Here is a 17,811-nt window from a genome sequence, read left to right on the forward strand (position 1 = left end):
GCCGGGCCCGACCGTCGACCGGCCGCCCGGCACGAACGGGCGGCCCGGACCGCCGACGTCCGGGCCGCCCGAGATGGCGTACGGTCAGCCGCCGAGGCTCGCCGCAGCCGAGGCGATCGACGAGGCGAAGTAGCTCACCTGGGTGTAGACGCCCGGGTAGTTGGGCCGGGCGCAGCCGTTGCCCCAGCTGACGATGCCGACCTGGATCCAGGCGTTGGTGGCGTCGCGGCGGAACATCGGGCCGCCCGAGTCGCCCTGGCAGGTGTCCGTGCCGCCGCTGGCGTAGCCGGCGCAGATCTCCTCGGCCGGGATGAGGTCGCCACCGTAGTTGGCGTTGCAGGTGGCGTCGCTGACGAACGGGACAGTCGCCTTGAGCAGGTACCGCTGCTGCGCGCCACCCTCGCGGGCCGCGCCCCAGCCGGCGACGGTGAAGGTGCCGGTGTCGTACGCGGTGGTGGTGGCGATCTTCAACGTGCTCAGCCCGGTGACGGGGGTGGCCAACCGGATCAGCGCCCAGTCCTTGCCGTTGCCGTTGTAGCCGGGCGCCCGGTAGACGTAGTTGGACCGGACGGTGATCCGGCTGGACGACTGGAGGTCGACCACCCCGAGCGTCGCGGTGATGCTGGTGTTGGTGCCGGTCGCGCCCACGCAGTGTGCGGCGGTGAGCACCAGCCGGGAGCTGTAGAGGGCCCCGCCGCAGCCCATCGAGAGCCGCACCATGAACGGGAACTCGCCCTGGGCGGCGCGGGTGCCGCCGACCACGTTCGGCGTGACGGGGCTGTCGGCCGCGGCGGGGGCCGCGAGGGTGAGGCTGGCCACGGCCAGCGCGGCGGCCACCAGGCCGGTGAGGGTACGCCAGCGAACCATGCATTCCTCCGCTTCGGTACGGCACGCCTCGTGAGCGAGCCTGATCGATAGCGGCCATCGTATTGATGCATATGGATGTTGCGGGTCATCCCCGCTGGGTCGTACCCCGGAGTTATGGACCTGGGCCGTGTCTTCAGTTCGGAACCACTGGAGTGGCGTGGCGATGGTGACGGTGGCCTGGAACGAGGCCGCGATCACCGCGGTCGGGCCCCGGCGCTGAGCGGCGGCGGTAATGCTGATAAGTGTGATGCCTGTGCGTCATCTAGATGACTCACAGGCATCACACTCATCAGGGTGTTGTCGCCGCCGGTCGCATGGCGTGGCGGTCGCGAAGACGCACGGTGTGCCTGAAGCGGGTGCAGTCGTTGACGTTGCCGCCCGAGAGCACGAACGCCAGAGTCCGACTCAGTCCATCGAGGCACGTGCTATATCCTGCCCCACCAAGATCCTTTGAAGACACCGCCTAGACGTCGCGGTCCCGCCCACGGCGACGCCCCCGGGCGGCGGCGACCGCCACCAGGCTGACCACCGCGGCGGCGAGTTGCAGCACCGCGCCGAGCAGGTCGACCAGGCTGGAGAGGGCGGTAGCGTCGGGAACAAGGTCCATCGCGGCCTCCGGGTTTCGACCCCCACCATCCGCGCCTTGCGGAGGGCTTCCCCCGGGGCCCAGCGGATATCGACGGGCACCACCGTCAGTATGGCAGCCTTCGGCGAGGCCACCAACCCGCCGAATGTCGAACCTCCAGCCGGCGCCGACCGGCCCAGCGCGCGACGCCCCGGTGTCAGCCCGCGTCGGCGGGGCTGTCAGCGCCGTGTCGGAGCCGTGTCAGGCGCGCCGCGCACGCTGGTCGGCATGACAACCGATCTGGTGATCGAGGCCGAGGGCCTCGTGAAGACCTTCGGGCAGACGAGGGCGCTGCAGGGCGTCGACCTCGCCGTGCCCCGCGGAACGGTGCTCGGGGTGCTCGGCCCCAACGGCGCCGGCAAGACCACCGCCGTCCGCATCCTCTCCACCCTGCTGACCCCGGACGCCGGAAGCGCCCGCATCGGCGGCTTCGACGTCGTCCGCGACGCCGGGCGGGTCCGGCAGCGCATCGGCCTCACCGGCCAGTACGCCTCGGTCGACGAGGACCTGACCGGCCGGCAGAACCTGGAGCTGTTCGGCACGCTGCTGGACCTCGGTCGCGCCGGCGCCCGGCGGCGGGCCACCGAACTGCTCGACTGGTTCGACCTGACCGACGCCGCCAACCGGCCCGCCAAGACGTACTCCGGGGGCATGCGGCGGCGGCTCGACCTGGCCGCGAGCCTGGTCGGCTCACCCGAGGTGATCTTCCTGGACGAGCCGACGACCGGGCTGGACCCGGCCAAGCGCGAGGACATGTGGGACGTGGTCCGCTCTCTGGTGACCAACGGCTCGACGGTGCTGCTCACCACGCAGTACCTGGAGGAGGCCGACGCGCTGGCCGACGCGATCACCGTGATCGACCACGGCCGGGTCATCGCGCACGACACGCCCGAAGGGCTCAAGCGGATCGTCGGCGGCCAGACCCTCGAGGTCCGGCCGTCCGACCCGGCGCAGCTTCCCCGGACCGCGGCGATCCTGACCGAGGTCGGCTCGGGCGGGCAGGCCGACGAGATCCGCAAGGGTGTCCTCGCCGTGCCGGTCACCGACGACACGGCGCTGACCGAGAGCGTCGCGCGCCTGGCCACCGCCGGCATCGCCGTCACCGAACTCTCCCTGCACCTGCCGAGCCTGGACGAGGTGTTCTTCACCCTCACCGGGCGTACGGCATCCGAGGACGACACCACTTCCCGTACGGAGGTAGCGGCATGAGCACCCTGTTGGGCGCACCACCCACGACGGGCCCGAAGCTGTCGACCGCAGCCGCGCACCCGCGACCGTTCCGGCTCGTGCGGCACTCGCTGGCGCTCGCCAAGCGCAGCCTCATCAAGACCTGGCGTACACCCGAGGCGCTGATCGACGTCACGCTGCAACCGGTGCTGTTCCTGGTCATCTTCGTCTACATCTTCGGTGGCGCGGTCGCCGGCTCCACCCATGACTACCTGCAGTTCCTGCTGCCCGGCATCCTGGCACAGACCATCGCGACCGGGGCGATCGCGATCGGCGTGAACCTCAACACCGACATCGCCAAGGGCATCTTCGACCGGTTCCGGTCGCTGCCGGTCCCCCGCTCCGCACCGCTGGTCGGCGCGGTCCTCGGCGACGTCGTCCGGTACGTGATCGTCACGGTCTCGACCCTCGCGATCGGTTACGTGATGGGTTTCCGGATCGAGACCGACCCGTTCCGGGCCATCGCCGGTTGCGCACTCGCGGTGCTGTTCGCGCTCTGCCTGAGCTGGCTGCCGGTCTGGGTGTCGATGAAGGTGCGCACCCCGGGTGCCGTGCAGGGCCTGATGTTCGCCCTGATCATGCCGCTGAGCTTCGGGTCGAACGTGTTCGTGGGCACCGACACCCTGCCCGGTTGGATGCAGGCCTTCGTGAAGGTCAACCCGATGACCCACCTGGTGGCCGCGGTCCGCGGACTGTTCCTCGGCACCCCGCTCGACGCACATGTGTGGTGGACCCTCGCCTGGTGCGCCGGCTTCGTCGCGGTGTTCATGCCGATGGCGCTGCGCGCGTACCGCAAGAAGGTCTAGCTAGAGCAGATCGTCCATCAGTTCACGGATGCGGGCGACCGCGACGGCGACCGGACGCTCGCGCCACGCGGCCAGCAACGGCTCACGCCGACTCTCGTCCCCGAGAGCGGCGTTGAGCCGTTCGCCCTGCCCGACCGGCAGGAACATTTCCATGTGGGTGCCGATCCGCCGAGCGATCGCGGTCAGTTCCCGCGCGGTCTCCACGTCACCCCGGTGGGCGGCGAGTTCCGCCCCGCCCGACGCCCACGCGCCGATCACCGGCAGGTCCCGTGACGTGAGCGCGTCCTCGCGGGCGGACGACAGCAGCGCGGCGGCGCGGGCGTCGGCCTCGCCGCCGGTGTCCCCCCGGGCGTGGGCCACCCGCAGGTAGAGCACCGCCGCCGCGGTCCGCAGCATCACCCGCGGCTGCGGCGGCGGCCCGGTCCAATCCACGAGGGTGCGGCTCACCTCGTCGGCGCGGGCGAGCGCCTCGTCGTACCGCTCGCGCCGCCAGGCGACCTGGGCCAGTCCGAGCAGCGCCTGCGCGACGTCCACCTGCTCGGCCTGACCCGAGCCGACCATCTCTGCCAGGCGGCGCTCCGCCTCGTCGTCACCGGTCAGGGCGAGGTGCACCTCGAGGCGTACCCGCACCGACCGAGCGTCCTGCTGGGCGCCCACCATCTCCATGTGCCGGACGCTGCGCGTCAGCCACTCGGCCGAGCGGTCCTCCCGTCCGGGCAGCAGGAACTGCCCCACGGCGCCCGCCGCCATCGCCATGCCCCAGTGGTCACCGGCGACCTCGAAGCGGTGGTACGCCTGCTCGGCGTCCTCGATCGACGACTCCGGCAGGCCGCCGTTCTCCCGTACGGCCGCGCGCGCGAACAGCCCGAGCCCCTGCACGTACGGATCCGGGTGGGCGACCAGTTCGTCCGCGCTCTTCAGGCTCTCCTCGACGTCGGACGCGTCGAAACCGGGCAACGCCGACGCGAGCGCGGTCATCCTCGGGGACACCTCGGCGGGCCGTTCGCCCAGGACGATGCGCAGGGCCCGCCGGGCGAGCACGGCCGGCCGCAGGTCGGCGCTGATGCCGGCGTTCACGCCGATCAGCAGGCACGTCCGGGCGAGCCGGTCAGCGTCGGGCAGCGGTCGGCCGCTGGCCCGGCCAGCGACGATCGCCGACCGTCGGCGCCGTTCCGGGTCGTCGACGTTCAGCAGTGGGCGTGCCCAGACCAGGACTTCGAGGTGCAGGCCGCGCACCGTCCAGAGGTGCAGCAGCGCGTCGGCCACGTCGACGGCGGCCGGCTCGTCGTCCGCCGCGAGCGCCCACCGCAGGCCCGCCAGCAGGTTGTCCTGCTCGGCGGCACAGCGGTCGAGCGCATCGACCTGGCCGGGCCCGATGAACCGCCCGGCGATCATCGCCGCCTCGCGCCGGGCCCAGTCGAGCAGGCCGGCCATCGCCGCGTCCCGGTCGCCGGACGCGCCCAGCCGGGCCTCGCCGTACTCGCGGACGGTCTCCAGCATCCGGTAGCGCGGCGGTCCGTCGGCCTCGACCAGGGTCAGCAGGGACTGTTCCACGAGGGTGGCCAGGCCACGACGGACGTCCGGCGTCCCGGCGACCGCCGCGGCGAGGTCGGCGGTGAACGGCGCGGGGATGACCGCGACCCGTTCCAGCAGCGCCCGGTCGTCGGGGGCGAGCAGTTCGCGGCTCCAGTCGACCATCGCCCACAGGCTCGCGTGGCGTTCCGGCAACCCGCGCAGCGCGTCGTCGAGCAGGGCGAACCGGTCGGCCAGGCCGGCCAGCACGTCGTCGATCGGCATGTGCCGCAGCCGCGCGGCGGCCAGTTCGAGGGCCAACGGCAGGTTGTCGAGCCGGTTGCACAGCGCGAGAGCCCGCGCGGTGTCCCAGGTCGGCACCGCGCCACCGGCCCGTGCCCGGGATTCGACAAGTCCGAGCGCGTCGGAGTCCGGCAGGGCGGTCAGTCGGTGGACCCGCTCGCCGGCCAGGCCCAGCGGGGCACGGCTGGTCGCGAGGACCGCCACCTCCGGTGAGCTCACCGCCAGCAGGTCGGCGACGACGGTGGCGACCGCGTCGAGGACGTGCTCGCAGTTGTCCAGGACCACCAGCCCGTCGAGGTCCGGCGCGAGGGCACCCAACCGCTCCTCGGGGCTGAGCACCCGGCGTTCGAGGCCCAGGTTGCCGCCGGTGGACGAGGTGTCCGCGCCGCCGAGCGCCGCGAGCACGGTGGGCAGCACCTCGTCGGGTGAGCGTAGGCCGGCCAGCTCGACCACCCGTACCCCCCGCCCGGCCGCCGCCGCACGGCGGGTCACCTCGGCCGCGAGACGGGTCTTGCCCGCGCCGCCGGTCGCCACGATCGTCACCAGGGCCGACTCGTCGAGCGCCGCGTCCAGTGCCGCGACGTCCCGCTCGCGCCCCACCAGGGCAGTCATCGGCCGGCGCCACGCGGCGGGCAGGACGACCCGCGCCGGTGGCCGGGGTGGCGCGACGACGGCCGGCGCGGTCAGTTCGCCGCGCAGCAGCGCCAGGTGGGCCTGAGTGACCACCGGGGACGGGTCGGTGCCGTAGCGGTCGGCGAGGTCGTCCCGGAGACGCTCGACCACCTCCAACGCCTCCGCCTCCCGCCCCTGGGCGGCGAGCACCCGGACCAGCAGGGCGGCGGACGGCTCGTCCGGCGGCGTCCGCGCGGCCAGCCGGCGCAGGTCGGTCTCGTCGTACGGCCCCGCGCCGGCGAGCGCCGCCTCGGCCCGCAGCGCGGCGACGTCGGTGAACAGGCGCGCGTCGTCCGCCTCGACGATCTCCGGGACCTCGGGGAACAGGGCACGGGCCCGGTCGGCCGCGTCGCGGGCGGCCCGCGGGTCGCCGGCCCGCAGGGCGACCCGACCGGTCTCGACGAGCGCCCGGGCCTCGACCGCGTCGACGGTGACCTCCTCGGCGGGCAGGCGGTATCCCCCCGGCACGGCCACCACGGGCAGCCCGAGTCGGCGGACGCGGGACACGAGCGCCTGCACGGCGCCGGTCGCGTCGTCCGGCGGGGCGCCGTCCCACACCGCGTCCACGAGCAGGCTGGTGGAGACCGCCCGGCCACGCGCGTCGACGAGCGCGCGGAGCACCGCGGCCAGCCGCTCGCCCCGGACCGGCCGGCCGTCGACGGCGAGGGGACCGAGGATCGTGATCTGCACGGGACCAGCATCCCCCACGGCCGCCACGGGCCGTGCGGGGTGCCCGACGGCGTGGGGTGTGTCCTCGACGCCGTGGTGCGTACAGTTTCGGGTCGGACGTGGGGTGGGCCGGGAGAATCCGGCACAGGAAACGGGACGAGACAACGACGCATGACGGTGGACAACATTCCCGACAACGCTCAGGACGGCATCGACCGGCACCGGCTGGAGACCTGCCTGAGCGTCTTCGAGGCGTTGGAGGCCCTGCCGCCGGACCACCCCGACGTGGTGCGGGTGCAGCGGGCCACCGCGCGGCTCTACAAGGTGATCAAGCAGCGGCGGCGTGAGGAGCGGCGGGACGCCATCCTGGCCGCCGACCGGGCGGTGACGGAGGCCACCGCCACCGGCGCCCCGGGCCGGATCGACGACGAGACCCAGGGCATCCCGCTCGCCTCGCCCACCACCGGCGCGACGGCGGGATTCCTGCACAACCCGCGCGGCTGCTACGTCTGCAAGCAGCGCTACCGCGAGGTGGACGCCTTCTACCACCAGCTCTGCCCGTCCTGCGCCGCGCTCAACCGAGAGCGCCGCGACGCCCGTACCGACCTGACCGGCCGGCGGGCGCTGCTCACCGGCGGGCGGGCGAAGATCGGCATGTACATCGCGCTGCGGCTGCTGCGCGACGGCGCGCACACGACGATCACCACGCGGTTCCCGCACGACGCGGTCCGCCGGTTCGCCGCGATGCCGGACAGCGCAGACTGGCTGCACCGGCTGCGGATCGTCGGGATCGACCTGCGTGACCCGGCGCAGGTGATCGCCCTGGCGGACTCGGTCAGCAGTCAGGGCCCCCTCGACATCCTGATCAACAACGCGGCGCAGACCGTGCGCCGCTCGCCCGGGGCGTACGCCCAGCTCGTCGCCGCGGAGGCCGCGGCCCTGCCGGAGGGTCCGCTGCCGGAACTGATCACGTTCGCCAAGCCGACCGGCTCGGCCGGCAGCCTCACCACCGGGTCGGAGCCGCCCGCTCTCACGCCGCACGCGCTCACCGCGTTGGCGTTGACCAGCGGCTCCGCCTCGCCGGAGCGGATCGCCGCGTCCACCGCCATCGACGCCGGCGGCCTCGTGCCGGACCTCGACCCGGTCAACAGCTGGGTGCAGCGGGTGCAGGAGGTCGACCCGGTCGAGCTGCTGGAAGTGCAGCTGTGCAACGTGACCGCGCCGTTCGTGCTGGTCAGCCGGCTACGTCCGGCGATGGCCGCCGCGAAGGCCCGCCGCAAGTACGTGGTGAACGTCTCCGCGATGGAGGGTCAGTTCGGTCGCGGCTACAAGGGTCCGGGACACCCGCACACCAACATGGCCAAGGCCGCGTTGAACATGCTGACCCGTACCAGCGCCCAGGAGATGCTGACCGACGGCATCCTGATGACCAGCGTCGACACGGGCTGGATCACCGACGAGCGGCCGCACCCGACGAAGATGCGGCTGGCCGACGAGGGGTTCCACGCCCCGCTGGACCTGGTCGACGGCGCGGCCCGGGTGTACGACCCGATCGTGCGCGGCGAGCAGGGCGAGGACCTGTACGGCTGCTTCCTGAAGGACTACGCGCCGTGCGCCTGGTGACCGACGCTCGAGGAGAAACACATGTCATCTGACCAGTGGCCGACGCTTGACGAGCTGCAGCGCGAGGAGAACGAGCTGGAGCTCGCGGGCCTGACCGAGACCGACGCGTACGAGCTGGGCGTGCGGGCCGTCACCGCCGCCGCGGAACGAGGGCTCCCGATCTCCGTGGGTGTGTGGCGGACCGGACGGCAGCTGTTCCACTGTGGCCTGCCCGGATCGACGGCGGACAACGACGCCTGGCTGCGCCGCAAGGGCCGGGTGGTGATGCGGTTCGAGCACTCGTCGCTCTACATGGCCCGGCTCTGTCGGGACAAGAACGTGACGCTGACCGAGCGCTACGGCCTGCCGGCGGCCCGGTACGCCGCCGCCGGGGGCGCGCTGCCGTTGCGGGTGCGTGGCACCGGCGTGGTGGGCTGGATGGGCGTGTCGGGGCTTCCGCAGGTGGAGGACCACCGCTTCGTCGTCGACATCCTGCGCGAGGCCGCGCGGTAGCCGGCGGGTCCCGCCGCCCGTCAGACGCCTGACGGGCGGCGGGGGTGTCCGTCAGCCCGCCCGGCGGTTGGCCCGCAGGGCGCCCAGGATCACGCCGGGAGTGGCCAGCGACAGCGGGTGCTCACGCATGGAGACGACCTCGTTGAACCGGCGGGCGATCCCCACGTCCGTCACGGTCGCCGAGAGGATCTGCCGGCTCACCCAGCTTGTGACCCGGTAGCCGCGCGGGTAGGGGCCGTCGACGTGCGGCAACCCCAGGTCGGCGGAGGTCGACGTGGACCACGCGGCGTCGACCACGACCTTCTGCAGGTCGAGGAAGTGGCGGGCGGGCGCGTTCAGGTCCGGTCCGGGGCGCAGGTACGCCGACAGGCAGGCCGCGTGCAGGGCCGCGGCCGTCATGCCCTGCCCGTACACCGGGTTGAACGACGCGACGGCGTCGCCCACGCTGACGAGCCGGGCCGGGAAACGCCGCAGCGCGTAGAAGTCCCGTCGCCGGCTGTCGGCGTGGTGGTAGGTCTGGACGTCACCGAGCATCTCCCGGTCCGCGATCTCGCCGAACTCGGGCGGGAACTGCTCGCGCAGCCGGCGGACGAAGTCCTGCGCGGTGCGTCCGGGCCGGTCGTCACCGTAGCCGGCCATCATCGCCATCCAACGGCCGTCCTCGATGGCGAAGAAGGCGGCGCCGGCGACGTCCGTCATGGTCCGTGGGGTGTGCAGGGCCATGACGACCCGCGCCTGCGGAGTCTCTTCCGGGCGTCGGAACAGCGCGGTGGCGTAGTTGAGGTGCACGGGCATCCGGCGGGTGACGGGGCGCTCCCAACCGGCCTGCTCCAGCCAGTCGGAGAGCCGGCTGGACCGGCCCATGGCATCCACCACCAGGTCGCCACCCTCGACGCCGGCGACCCCGTTGACCTCGCAGCGCACGCCGGTGACCGCGCCGTTCTCGATGAGGAGCCCGGTGGCGCGGGCGGTGACCGTCTTGACGTTCGGCAGTTGGAGCACCTGCTGGCGGATCAGCCCCTCCAGCAGCGGCCGGCTGCCGGCCAGGCTGTCGTCATCGTCGGGTACCACCACCTTGCGACGGCCGTCGAGGTAGCTGCGCCGGGTGGCGGGTGGCGCCTCGATCGCGCCGTGGGCCAGCGCCTGCTGGCGGAAACCGGGGAACAACTGCTCCAACTGAAGGAGGCCGCCGGGCAGCAGCGCGTGCAGTTGGGTGCCCTGGGGTACGCCGGGCCGGGCGCCGCTGAGCTGCGGGTCGTCCCGGTCGATGAGGACGACACTCTCGGCGTGGTCGGACAGGACCCGGGCGGCCAGCAGGCCGGCGACGCTGCCGCCGACCACCACCGCCTTACCCAGGATCGGAGTGGGCTGCTCGGGAGGTCGCACGGCGTTCAACGCGGCGAAGACCCGAACCGGGGAGAGGGACATGGTGCTCTCCAAAGGAGTACGCGGCAGGGCACCCTCCCCCGGGTCTGCCGCACGGACAGACCGGCGGCGCCGGCCGTTCGACAGGATGCCTGACGATAGTTGCACAGGCAGTGTCGGTTGCCCGTACGGCCCGCACGGGTGTCGGAAACCGGCCACATCGCTGGACGGGGTCGGCGTACGGCTGACGGGGCGTGGCGCACGCCGTTCGGATCTGTCAGCATCACCGGCATGCCCGTCGCCCGTCGTACCCTGCTCGGGGTTGGTCTGGCCGCCGCGACCTCCGCCCTCGCCGGTTGCGGCGGTGAGTCGGCGGGCGGGGCCGACCCGGGCGGCGCGGTGACCGCCACCGACGCGGCGGGGAACCGGGTGGGTTTCGGCGCGGCCGGAAAGCCCACAACCCCTTTGGCGGGTACGCCGAGCACCTCCCCCACGGCCGGCGCGGGCGCGCCGGGCAACCAGGCCCGGTACGCGGCGGACGTGACCGCGTTGCTGCGCCGGCACCTGCCCGCCTCGGCGCAGACCGTCACGCACCACGGCTTTCCCGGCGCGGTCGCCGTCGTGCTGGTCGACGGCAGGACGACCGTGCACACCGCGGTCGGGGAGGCCCTGCGCTACGCGGCCGGCCCGAAGCTGCTCGCGGCGAAGAGCCGGGTCGCGATGCGCCCCGATTCCATCTTCGACCTGGCCTCGGTCACCAAGGTCTACACCGCCATCCTGCTGCTCCAGCAGGTCGACAAGGGTCGTGTCGACCTGGGCGCCCCGGTGCGCGACTATCTGCCGGGGTTCACCGGCACGGGCAAGGACCGGGTCACCGTCGAGATGCTGCTCACCCACACCGGCGGCCTCCCGGTCGGGGCCAAGGTCACCGGCCTGCCGGACAACGCCGCCCGGTGGAACGCGGTGCTCGCCACCCCGCTGGTCGCGGGCGCCGTGCCCGGGGACACGTTCCGCTACTCCAGCGTCGGCCTCATGGTCGCCGGCAAGATCGTCGAGAAGGTCACCGGGAAACGCCTCGACCAGGCGCTCAAGGCCAACCTCACCGGTCCACTCGGCCTGCGCGACACCGGCTTCAACCCGATGACCTGGCTGTCGGCCACCGAGCGGGCGGCCCGGATGGTCGCCACCGACGCCCGCTCGTCGCGCGGCCTGCTCCGCGGCACCGTGCACGACGACGTCGCCAACAACCTCGGCGGCGTCGCCGGTCACGCCGGGGTGTTCGCGAGCGCCAGCGATCTCGCCGCCGTCGGCCAGATGCTCCTCGACGGTGGCACCTACCAGGGCCGACGGGTCCTCGCCGCCGGCACCGTGCGCCGGATGCTGACCAACCACAACGCGGGCAAGCCGGCCGTCGACCCGGAGCGTCCCCAGCGCACGGCCGCCCACGGTCTCGGCGTCGTCCTCGACCAGCCGTGGTTCATGGGGCGGCTCGCGTCGAGCCGCACCTTCGGTCACACCGGGTTCGCCGGCCCCTCGCTGCTGGTCGACCCGGGCCGCAGGCTGGTCCTCGCCCTGCTCACGAACCGGGCCCACCCGAACTGGTCCTGGGCGAATCCCGACCCGGTCCGCGCGGCCGTCGGCGACCTCCTCGCGGCAGCGGTCCGCTGACCGACGCCGGTGGCGGTGGCGGTGGCGGTGGCGGTGGCGGTCAGCCTGCCACGGTGGCCGGTTCCCGGTCTCGACGACGCCCCGCGTAGCTGACGATTCCCAGGCCCAGCCCGACGACCGCGAGGACCAGTCCCACCCGGGCCGGCGCGAGGTAGCCGAGCCCGGCGGCGATGCCGACGCTGCCCAGCGCCGCGCCCAGGCTGTTCGCGATGTTCATGGCGGACTGGTTGAGGGCCGCGCCCATCAACTGCGCTCCGGGGGCGACCGTGATGAGGCGTGCCTGAAGCACCGGACCGAGGTAGAGGCTCGTCGCGCCGACCAGGAACGCGCCGACGAACAGGCCCACCCGGTGCGACGCGACGAGACTGAACACGCCGATGCTGGCGATCATCGCCACGAAGCCGATCATCATGCTGCGACGCAGGTCCCGGTCGGCGAGCCAGCCGCCCAGGGCGTTGCCGACGGTCATGCCGAGGCCCACCGCGACCAGCACCCACGGCACCGTCGCGGCGGAGAGGCCGGCGACGTCGGTGGTGACCGGCGCGATGTACGAGTCGACCGCGAAGAACCCGGCGAAGCCGATCGCGCCGGTGGCCGCGACCAGCCAGACCTGCGAGGTCCGCAGCGCCCGCAGCTCGGCGGCCGGCGAGCCGTCCGCCGCCGCGGCCACCTCCGGCACGACCGCCAGCACCGCCAGCAGCGTGAGCAGGAAGACACCTGCGATGACCAGGTACGCGGTACGCCAGCCGGCTGCCTGCCCGAGTCGCGTGATCAGCGGTACGCCCACCACGTTGCTCACGGTCAGGCCACCGAGCACGGTGGCGAAGCCCCGGGCCTCGTTGCCGGGACCCATCAGGGTCGCGGCGAGCAGGCCGGCCGCGCCGAAGTACGCGCCGTGCGGCAGCGCGGCGACGAACCGCGCGACCAGCACCAGCTCGAAGTTCGGGGCGGTCGCCGAGGCGATCGTGCCGGCGGCGAAGAGGACGAGCAGCCCGAGCACGAGCCTGCGGCGGGGCAGGCGCGCGCTGAGCACGGCGATCAGTGGCGCGCCCACGACGACACCCAGCGCGTACGCCGTGATCATCCAACCGGCGCGGGCGACGGCGTCCGACGAGGAGCGCGCGTACTGCTGCGCCAGCAGGTCGCGTGCCATCTCGGGTAGCAGGCCCATCGCCACGAACTCGGTCAGGCCGACCGCCACCCCTCCGAGCGCCAGGGCGACAAGCGCCGCGAGTCGCTGACCTCTGCTCAGTTCATTCACCGAGCGAATTTAGCAACAGCGTTGCGTAATAGAGTGGCGAGATGACGCGGACCACAGCGGACGTGACGTTCCTGCGCGGCTACAACCAGGCGCAGGTGCTGGCCGTCGGGCGTACGACGCGCACGTTCGAACGGTCGACGGTCGTCGCCGCCACCGGCCTGACCCCGCAGGCCGTCTCCAAGGTCATCGCCCGGTTGACCGCCGCCGGGCTGATCCGTCCCGCCGGTGTCCGCCGCCCGGGCATCGGCAAACCGGCCGTCGTCTACGAACTCGTCCCCGACAGCCGGTACGCGATCGGCGCGCACGTCGCCCGGCGCACACTGCGACTGGTCCTGGTCGACCTGGCCGGCGCCGTACGCCACTCGACGGTCAGCCCGCTGCCGGAGGACTTCACCCCCGACCAACTCCTCCACGCCCTGTGCGCCGGCATCGAGACGATCACCGCGGACTCCGCCGCACAGGACCGGCTGACGGGCGTGGGCCTCGGCATGATCGGCCCCCTCGACCACGCCAACGGACTGGTCCGGGACGCGCACGGCCTACGGCACTGGCACGACGTACCGCTACGCGAACTGGCCGAGGCGCGGCTACGCCTGCCGGTGCACCTGGACAAGGACGTCACCGCCGGGATCACCGCCGAGGCGTGGCGGCACGGCACGACGTTCGGCGACGCGGCGCTCATCATGGTCGAATCCGGCATCGGGGGCGGGTTCTGGCTGGGCGGCGCGGCGCATCGGGGCGCGCACACCAACGCCGGCGAGTTCGGGCACACGGTCGTCGACCTGGACGGGCCCGCCTGCGTCTGCGGACGCCACGGCTGCCTGGAGGTCGTCCACCTGCACGCCGCCGAGGCCGGGGACATCCCGCGTGCCGCCCGGGTACTGGCGATCGGGGTCGTCAACCTGCTCCAGACCCTCGACCTCGCCCACGTGGTCCTGGCCGGCGCGGACCTGCTGCGCCACGCGGAGGTCTACCGCGCCGCCGTCGAGCGGGCCGTCCGTACCGACGTGCGGCGCGCGGACTGGCTGGTCCCGACCGTGACCCTGTCCGGCCTCGGCCCGGACGTGATCGCCGCCGGAGCCGCGATGCAGGTCCTCGACCAGCTCTACGGCATCCCGGACCTCACCTCCGGCCCTCCGCCCACGATCGCGCGACAGGCCGTCGTCGGTGCCCGCTGAGCGACCCCGGGACCGTACGGCCAACTACCGCGGGACGGTGTCGGCGTAGCCGCAGCCGTTGCCCGGGTCCTCGCTGGCGCTGATCACCGCGTCGAGGCGATCCCGGACCTGGACGAGCTGGTCGATCTGGTGGGTGATGCGGTCCCGTTCGGCGTTCAGCAGGGCACGGGACTGCGGCGTGTTGACCTGGGCGTCGACGCAGGGCAGCAGATCCAGGATCGTCCGGCTGGACAGACCTGCGGCGTACAGCGTCTGGATGAGCTGGACCCGGTCGACCGCCGTCTCGTCGTAGTGCCGCTGGCCGCCGCCGCTGCGCTCGGGGACCAGCAGCGACTGCTCCTCGTAGTAGCGCAGGGCGCGCACCGACACTCCCGTGTGGGACGCCAGCTCCCCGATCCGCACGACCCCTCCCCCCTGGCCGTGACGGGCGCCACGGCTCTGTCTCTCACGTCAACGTCAGGTTTCAGCGTAGGCCGCGTTCATGTCATCGCCCAATCACGGCCCGGCCGGGCCGTCGCCGTTGGAGCGCGAGGTGGCGCTCACTGGCAGACGCGCCACTCGTCGTCCTCCTTCACCAGACCCATGGTCTGGGTGGCCTGGGCGCCGGTGGACTTCTGGACCATGGTCACGGTGGCGGTGGCGGTCAGCCGCCCGTTGTAGTTGTTGACGTACACACCGGTGATCTCGTAACTGCTGATCTCCAGTTGCGCGGCCTGGACCCGTGAGAAGTCCTCCTGGGTCATGGCCGTGCGCACCCGCTCGCACAGCCGCCCGTACGCGCCCGAATAGTCGCCGGCCCGTACATCATCGATGTACCCGACCGCGACCGACCGGGCCGGTCCGACCTCCCGCTTGAGACTGCGGTAGAACCAGAGGCCGACGCAGCTGCCCACGACACAGCAGACCGCCAGCACGCCGGCAAGGACGAGCAGCACCCGACGAGCCGTCCGGGGCGGCGAGGCGGGCACCATTATCGGCTCGTACGTCATGACCTGGACGGTAGGGCCGCCCCGCAAGCACACGCGCTCTTCGGCACGGATAGGACCTCGCCCCCACATTTGTCGCTCCCGCATAAGTGTGCGCGTCGGCTGGACCTCGCGAGGGTTCGGCAAACACGAAGCAAAAGATTGATGTCGAACGGCATCGGACACCTCGTGAGGCCGGCGAGGCACCGGGGCGGACGACTCCGTGCGATGCTGTGGACATGACCGCCACCAGCGCAGCAACGAGATAGACCGTCGACGGAGCCACTGATTACGTTTTTCTGAGATTCGATACGCAATCGACACGGCCGATCGCCGCGCAGAGCCTACCGGGCAATCTCCCAGCGATATTTAAGGCACATTTAATCGGCGCGACCGGATAGGCGCAGCGGGTCAACTCGTACTCTTTCTTCTCGGAAGAAAGGTGCACCCTCGTTGACATATCTGCGACCCACCCCTCGACACCGTCATGCCCTGACCGCCCTGCTGGTGCTGGGCCTGGCGTTCACCGGCGGATGCAAGGAGTCTCCGGGCACACCCGGCGCGTCCGGCCCGTCCAGCGACACCGGCATCGGCTCGTCCGGCCCCGCGACACCGACGACCGCCACGGCGACCACGCCGAGCGCACCGGGCACCTCGACCAGCCCGCCCGCTCCGGCCAAGCCGGGCCCCTCGTCCACGAGCGCCGCGCCGCCGACCACATCGGGTGGCTGGATCACCGTCGACGCCGCCGCGCAGGCCGCCGCGACGAAGGCATTCTTCGCGCGCAAGCCGAAGCCGGTGACCGGCAACCCGGTGAAGGTCGCCGAGTTCAACGTCGGCTGCACGGTCAGCCACCACAACAGCGACGACCCGATCGTCCTGCCCAAGCTGGTCGGCGCCTCGCACAACCACACCTTCTGGGGCAACAGGTCGACCGACGCCACCTCGACCGCCGAGTCGCTGCGAGCGTCGAAGGCGACCACCTGCAACTCGCCCGACGACCAGTCCGCCTACTGGGTACCGACCATGTACCAGAACGGCAAGGTCGTCGACCCGACCGAGGTGACCGTCTACTACGGCTCCCGACTGAAGGACCCGAGCAGGACCCAGCCCTTCCCGTTCGGCCTGCGGATGATCACCGGCAATGCCAAGAACCAGGTGGACACCCCGGACAAGCAGGGCAACCACTTCTGGTGCGCCGGCATCGGCGGCGAGATCGGCCGCAGCGCCGACAAGACCTTCCCGGTCTGCGCCAAGACCGCGCACGTCGTCCGGCAGATCACCTTCCCGGACTGCTGGGACGGCAAGCACCTGGACAGCCCCGACCACAAGGCGCACATGGCCAACGGCGACCACACCGGAGCCTGCCCGAAGAGCCACCCGGTGCCCGTCCCGTCGGTGTCCTTCGTGATCTCGTACCCGTTGAGCGCGAACACGAACGGCATCACCCTCGCGTCCGGCACCTCGTTCTCGATGCACGCCGACTTCTTCAACGCCTGGAAGGACGAGGCGCTGGCCGCAAGGGTCCGCAACTGCCTCGACCAAAAGGTGAAGTGCAACTCCGCTGGCAACTTCTGAGCTGACCTGACCCGCGCGGTCTCCGGTGGTCGGGTTAGGCGACCGGGCCGAACCCGACGCCGGAGACCTCGCGTAATCACCTACTTGCGCAGCAGGCCCAGGAAGTCGGCTGCCGCCGGGAACGGCCGGTCCGGGGCGAACTCGCCGATGTAGACGACGGCCTCCTCGTCCTGACCATAGGAGTAACCGTCCAGGGCGGGACCGAGCACGATGATGGTGCCGCCGCGTCGCCAGGCGGCGTACCGCCAGGAGTAGTGACCAATGGCGAGGTACCTGCCCTCGGTCCGGACGTCACACTCCGGCGGGCCGAGCCGTTCGGAAAACCGGTCGATCGCCGCATCAAGGTACGCCTCGAACTCCACGCGTCCGGCGCCCCGCTCGCTCGACCAGCCGGGCTGCGAACCCCAGAAGTCATCCGGCCACAACTCTCCGCCCACCACGTAGTAGTGGACGAAGGGCAGGTAGAGGCCGTAGTCGGTGTAGACGGCGTGACCGGCCGGGGTGACGAAACGCGCCTCGTCGGTCGGCACCCCGTCGGTGGACCAACCGAGGCTCCGCATCGCCCGGCTGGTGACGGCCGGATCGTGCCAGGGCAGGTCGGCCAACCCAATGAGCTGATCGACCAACTCCCCGCCGATGGGGCAGCTGACGACGTGCTCCTCGATGTCCGTCTCGTCCTCGCCGCGCTCCGGCTGATGATCTTCCGACATGGCCGGGAATTCTTCCGACGCCCGCAGCGGCGCGCAAGCGTGGACATCCCTGGTCCAACCGAGGAATCGGCGGTGCAGCGCACCGGCCGGCGTCCAGTGCATGTCCCCGGTCGCCTGCACGAGGTAGGACGCGAGGTAGAGGGCCAATGACGCCGGAGCGTCCGCATACTCCGCGCGCAACTCGCGCTTCCGGGTCATGCAGGGCCAGGGCAGGCCGCACCCATCGCAGCTCCAGATCGGCATGACCTGGCCGGTGGACGGCTCAGCCACTGCAGGGAATCGAAGACCCG

15 protein-coding genes are annotated in these 17,811 nt (G+C 72.2%); 7 read left to right on the top strand and 8 right to left on the bottom strand.

Annotated features, from left to right (window positions below):
- Positions 1 to 84: 84 nt before the first annotated feature.
- Entirely contained in the window at positions 85 to 867 is a 783-nt protein-coding gene (locus AC3EN4_RS22090) for a S1 family peptidase (protein WP_435207615.1), read from the bottom strand.
- Between the two features lie 463 nt (positions 868 to 1,330).
- Entirely contained in the window at positions 1,331 to 1,474 is a 144-nt protein-coding gene (locus AC3EN4_RS22095; protein WP_435207616.1) for a hypothetical protein, read from the bottom strand.
- Positions 1,475 to 1,720: 246 nt separating this feature from the next.
- Here AC3EN4_RS22095 and AC3EN4_RS22100 point away from each other — a divergent pair, with 246 nt between their 5' ends.
- The gene (locus tag AC3EN4_RS22100; protein ID WP_435207617.1) at positions 1,721 to 2,701 is read left to right on the top strand and encodes an ATP-binding cassette domain-containing protein; all 981 of its coding nucleotides are present in this window, start codon (positions 1,721 to 1,723) and stop codon (positions 2,699 to 2,701) included.
- Positions 2,698 to 3,525: an ABC transporter permease gene (locus tag AC3EN4_RS22105; protein WP_435207618.1), complete on the top strand. Its 828-nt coding sequence runs from the start codon at positions 2,698 to 2,700 to the stop codon at positions 3,523 to 3,525. Before AC3EN4_RS22100 ends, AC3EN4_RS22105 begins: the two co-directional genes overlap by 4 nt.
- Here the strand turns inward: AC3EN4_RS22105 and AC3EN4_RS22110 are convergent, their stop codons facing one another.
- The gene (locus AC3EN4_RS22110) at positions 3,526 to 6,702 is read right to left on the bottom strand and encodes an ATP-binding protein (RefSeq protein WP_435207619.1); all 3,177 of its coding nucleotides are present in this window, start codon (positions 6,700 to 6,702) and stop codon (positions 3,526 to 3,528) included.
- Positions 6,703 to 6,852: 150 nt separating this feature from the next.
- On the opposite strand from AC3EN4_RS22110, the gene AC3EN4_RS22115 reads away from it, so the two are divergent.
- Together AC3EN4_RS22115 and AC3EN4_RS22120 are read left to right on the top strand one after the other, a co-directional pair.
- On the top strand, positions 6,853 to 8,304 hold the full coding sequence (locus AC3EN4_RS22115) for an SDR family NAD(P)-dependent oxidoreductase (protein WP_435207620.1): 1,452 nt from the start codon (positions 6,853 to 6,855) through the stop codon (positions 8,302 to 8,304).
- 21 nt (positions 8,305 to 8,325) lie between these two features.
- Positions 8,326 to 8,796, top strand: coding sequence for a heme-degrading domain-containing protein (locus tag AC3EN4_RS22120; RefSeq protein ID WP_435207621.1), 471 nt, complete (start codon positions 8,326 to 8,328; stop codon positions 8,794 to 8,796).
- A 51-nt stretch (positions 8,797 to 8,847) separates the two neighbouring features.
- Here AC3EN4_RS22120 and AC3EN4_RS22125 read toward each other — a convergent pair whose 3' ends face one another.
- A complete protein-coding gene (locus AC3EN4_RS22125; protein ID WP_435207622.1) occupies positions 8,848 to 10,224 on the bottom strand; it encodes an FAD-dependent oxidoreductase in 1,377 nt (458 codons plus the stop codon).
- 228 nt (positions 10,225 to 10,452) lie between these two features.
- On the opposite strand from AC3EN4_RS22125, the gene AC3EN4_RS22130 reads away from it, so the two are divergent.
- Entirely contained in the window at positions 10,453 to 11,829 is a 1,377-nt protein-coding gene (locus tag AC3EN4_RS22130; protein ID WP_435207623.1) for a serine hydrolase domain-containing protein, read from the top strand.
- A 40-nt stretch (positions 11,830 to 11,869) separates the two neighbouring features.
- Here AC3EN4_RS22130 and AC3EN4_RS22135 read toward each other — a convergent pair whose 3' ends face one another.
- Entirely contained in the window at positions 11,870 to 13,090 is a 1,221-nt protein-coding gene (locus AC3EN4_RS22135) for an MFS transporter (protein WP_435207624.1), read from the bottom strand.
- A 41-nt stretch (positions 13,091 to 13,131) separates the two neighbouring features.
- Between AC3EN4_RS22135 and AC3EN4_RS22140 the strand changes: the two genes are divergently transcribed.
- The gene (locus AC3EN4_RS22140) at positions 13,132 to 14,268 is read left to right on the top strand and encodes an ROK family protein (protein WP_435207625.1); all 1,137 of its coding nucleotides are present in this window, start codon (positions 13,132 to 13,134) and stop codon (positions 14,266 to 14,268) included.
- 24 nt (positions 14,269 to 14,292) lie between these two features.
- Here the strand turns inward: AC3EN4_RS22140 and AC3EN4_RS22145 are convergent, their stop codons facing one another.
- Positions 14,293 to 14,670, bottom strand: a complete 378-nt coding sequence (locus tag AC3EN4_RS22145) for a MerR family transcriptional regulator (protein WP_435207626.1) — start codon at positions 14,668 to 14,670, stop codon at positions 14,293 to 14,295.
- Between the two features lie 137 nt (positions 14,671 to 14,807).
- Positions 14,808 to 15,257: an Rv0361 family membrane protein gene (locus AC3EN4_RS22150; protein ID WP_435207627.1), complete on the bottom strand. Its 450-nt coding sequence runs from the start codon at positions 15,255 to 15,257 to the stop codon at positions 14,808 to 14,810.
- A 429-nt stretch (positions 15,258 to 15,686) separates the two neighbouring features.
- Between AC3EN4_RS22150 and AC3EN4_RS22155 the strand changes: the two genes are divergently transcribed.
- Complete coding sequence (locus tag AC3EN4_RS22155) at positions 15,687 to 16,811, top strand: DUF1996 domain-containing protein (RefSeq protein ID WP_435207628.1); 1,125 nt, start codon at positions 15,687 to 15,689, stop codon at positions 16,809 to 16,811.
- An 80-nt stretch (positions 16,812 to 16,891) separates the two neighbouring features.
- Here the strand turns inward: AC3EN4_RS22155 and AC3EN4_RS22160 are convergent, their stop codons facing one another.
- Positions 16,892 to 17,719 carry a hypothetical protein gene (locus tag AC3EN4_RS22160; RefSeq protein WP_435207629.1) on the bottom strand — a complete coding sequence of 276 codons (828 nt, stop codon included), beginning with the start codon at positions 17,717 to 17,719 and terminating at the stop codon, positions 16,892 to 16,894.
- Between the last annotated feature and the right edge of the window lie 92 nt (positions 17,720 to 17,811).

The organism is Micromonospora sp. bgisy143 (genome assembly GCF_057708145.1).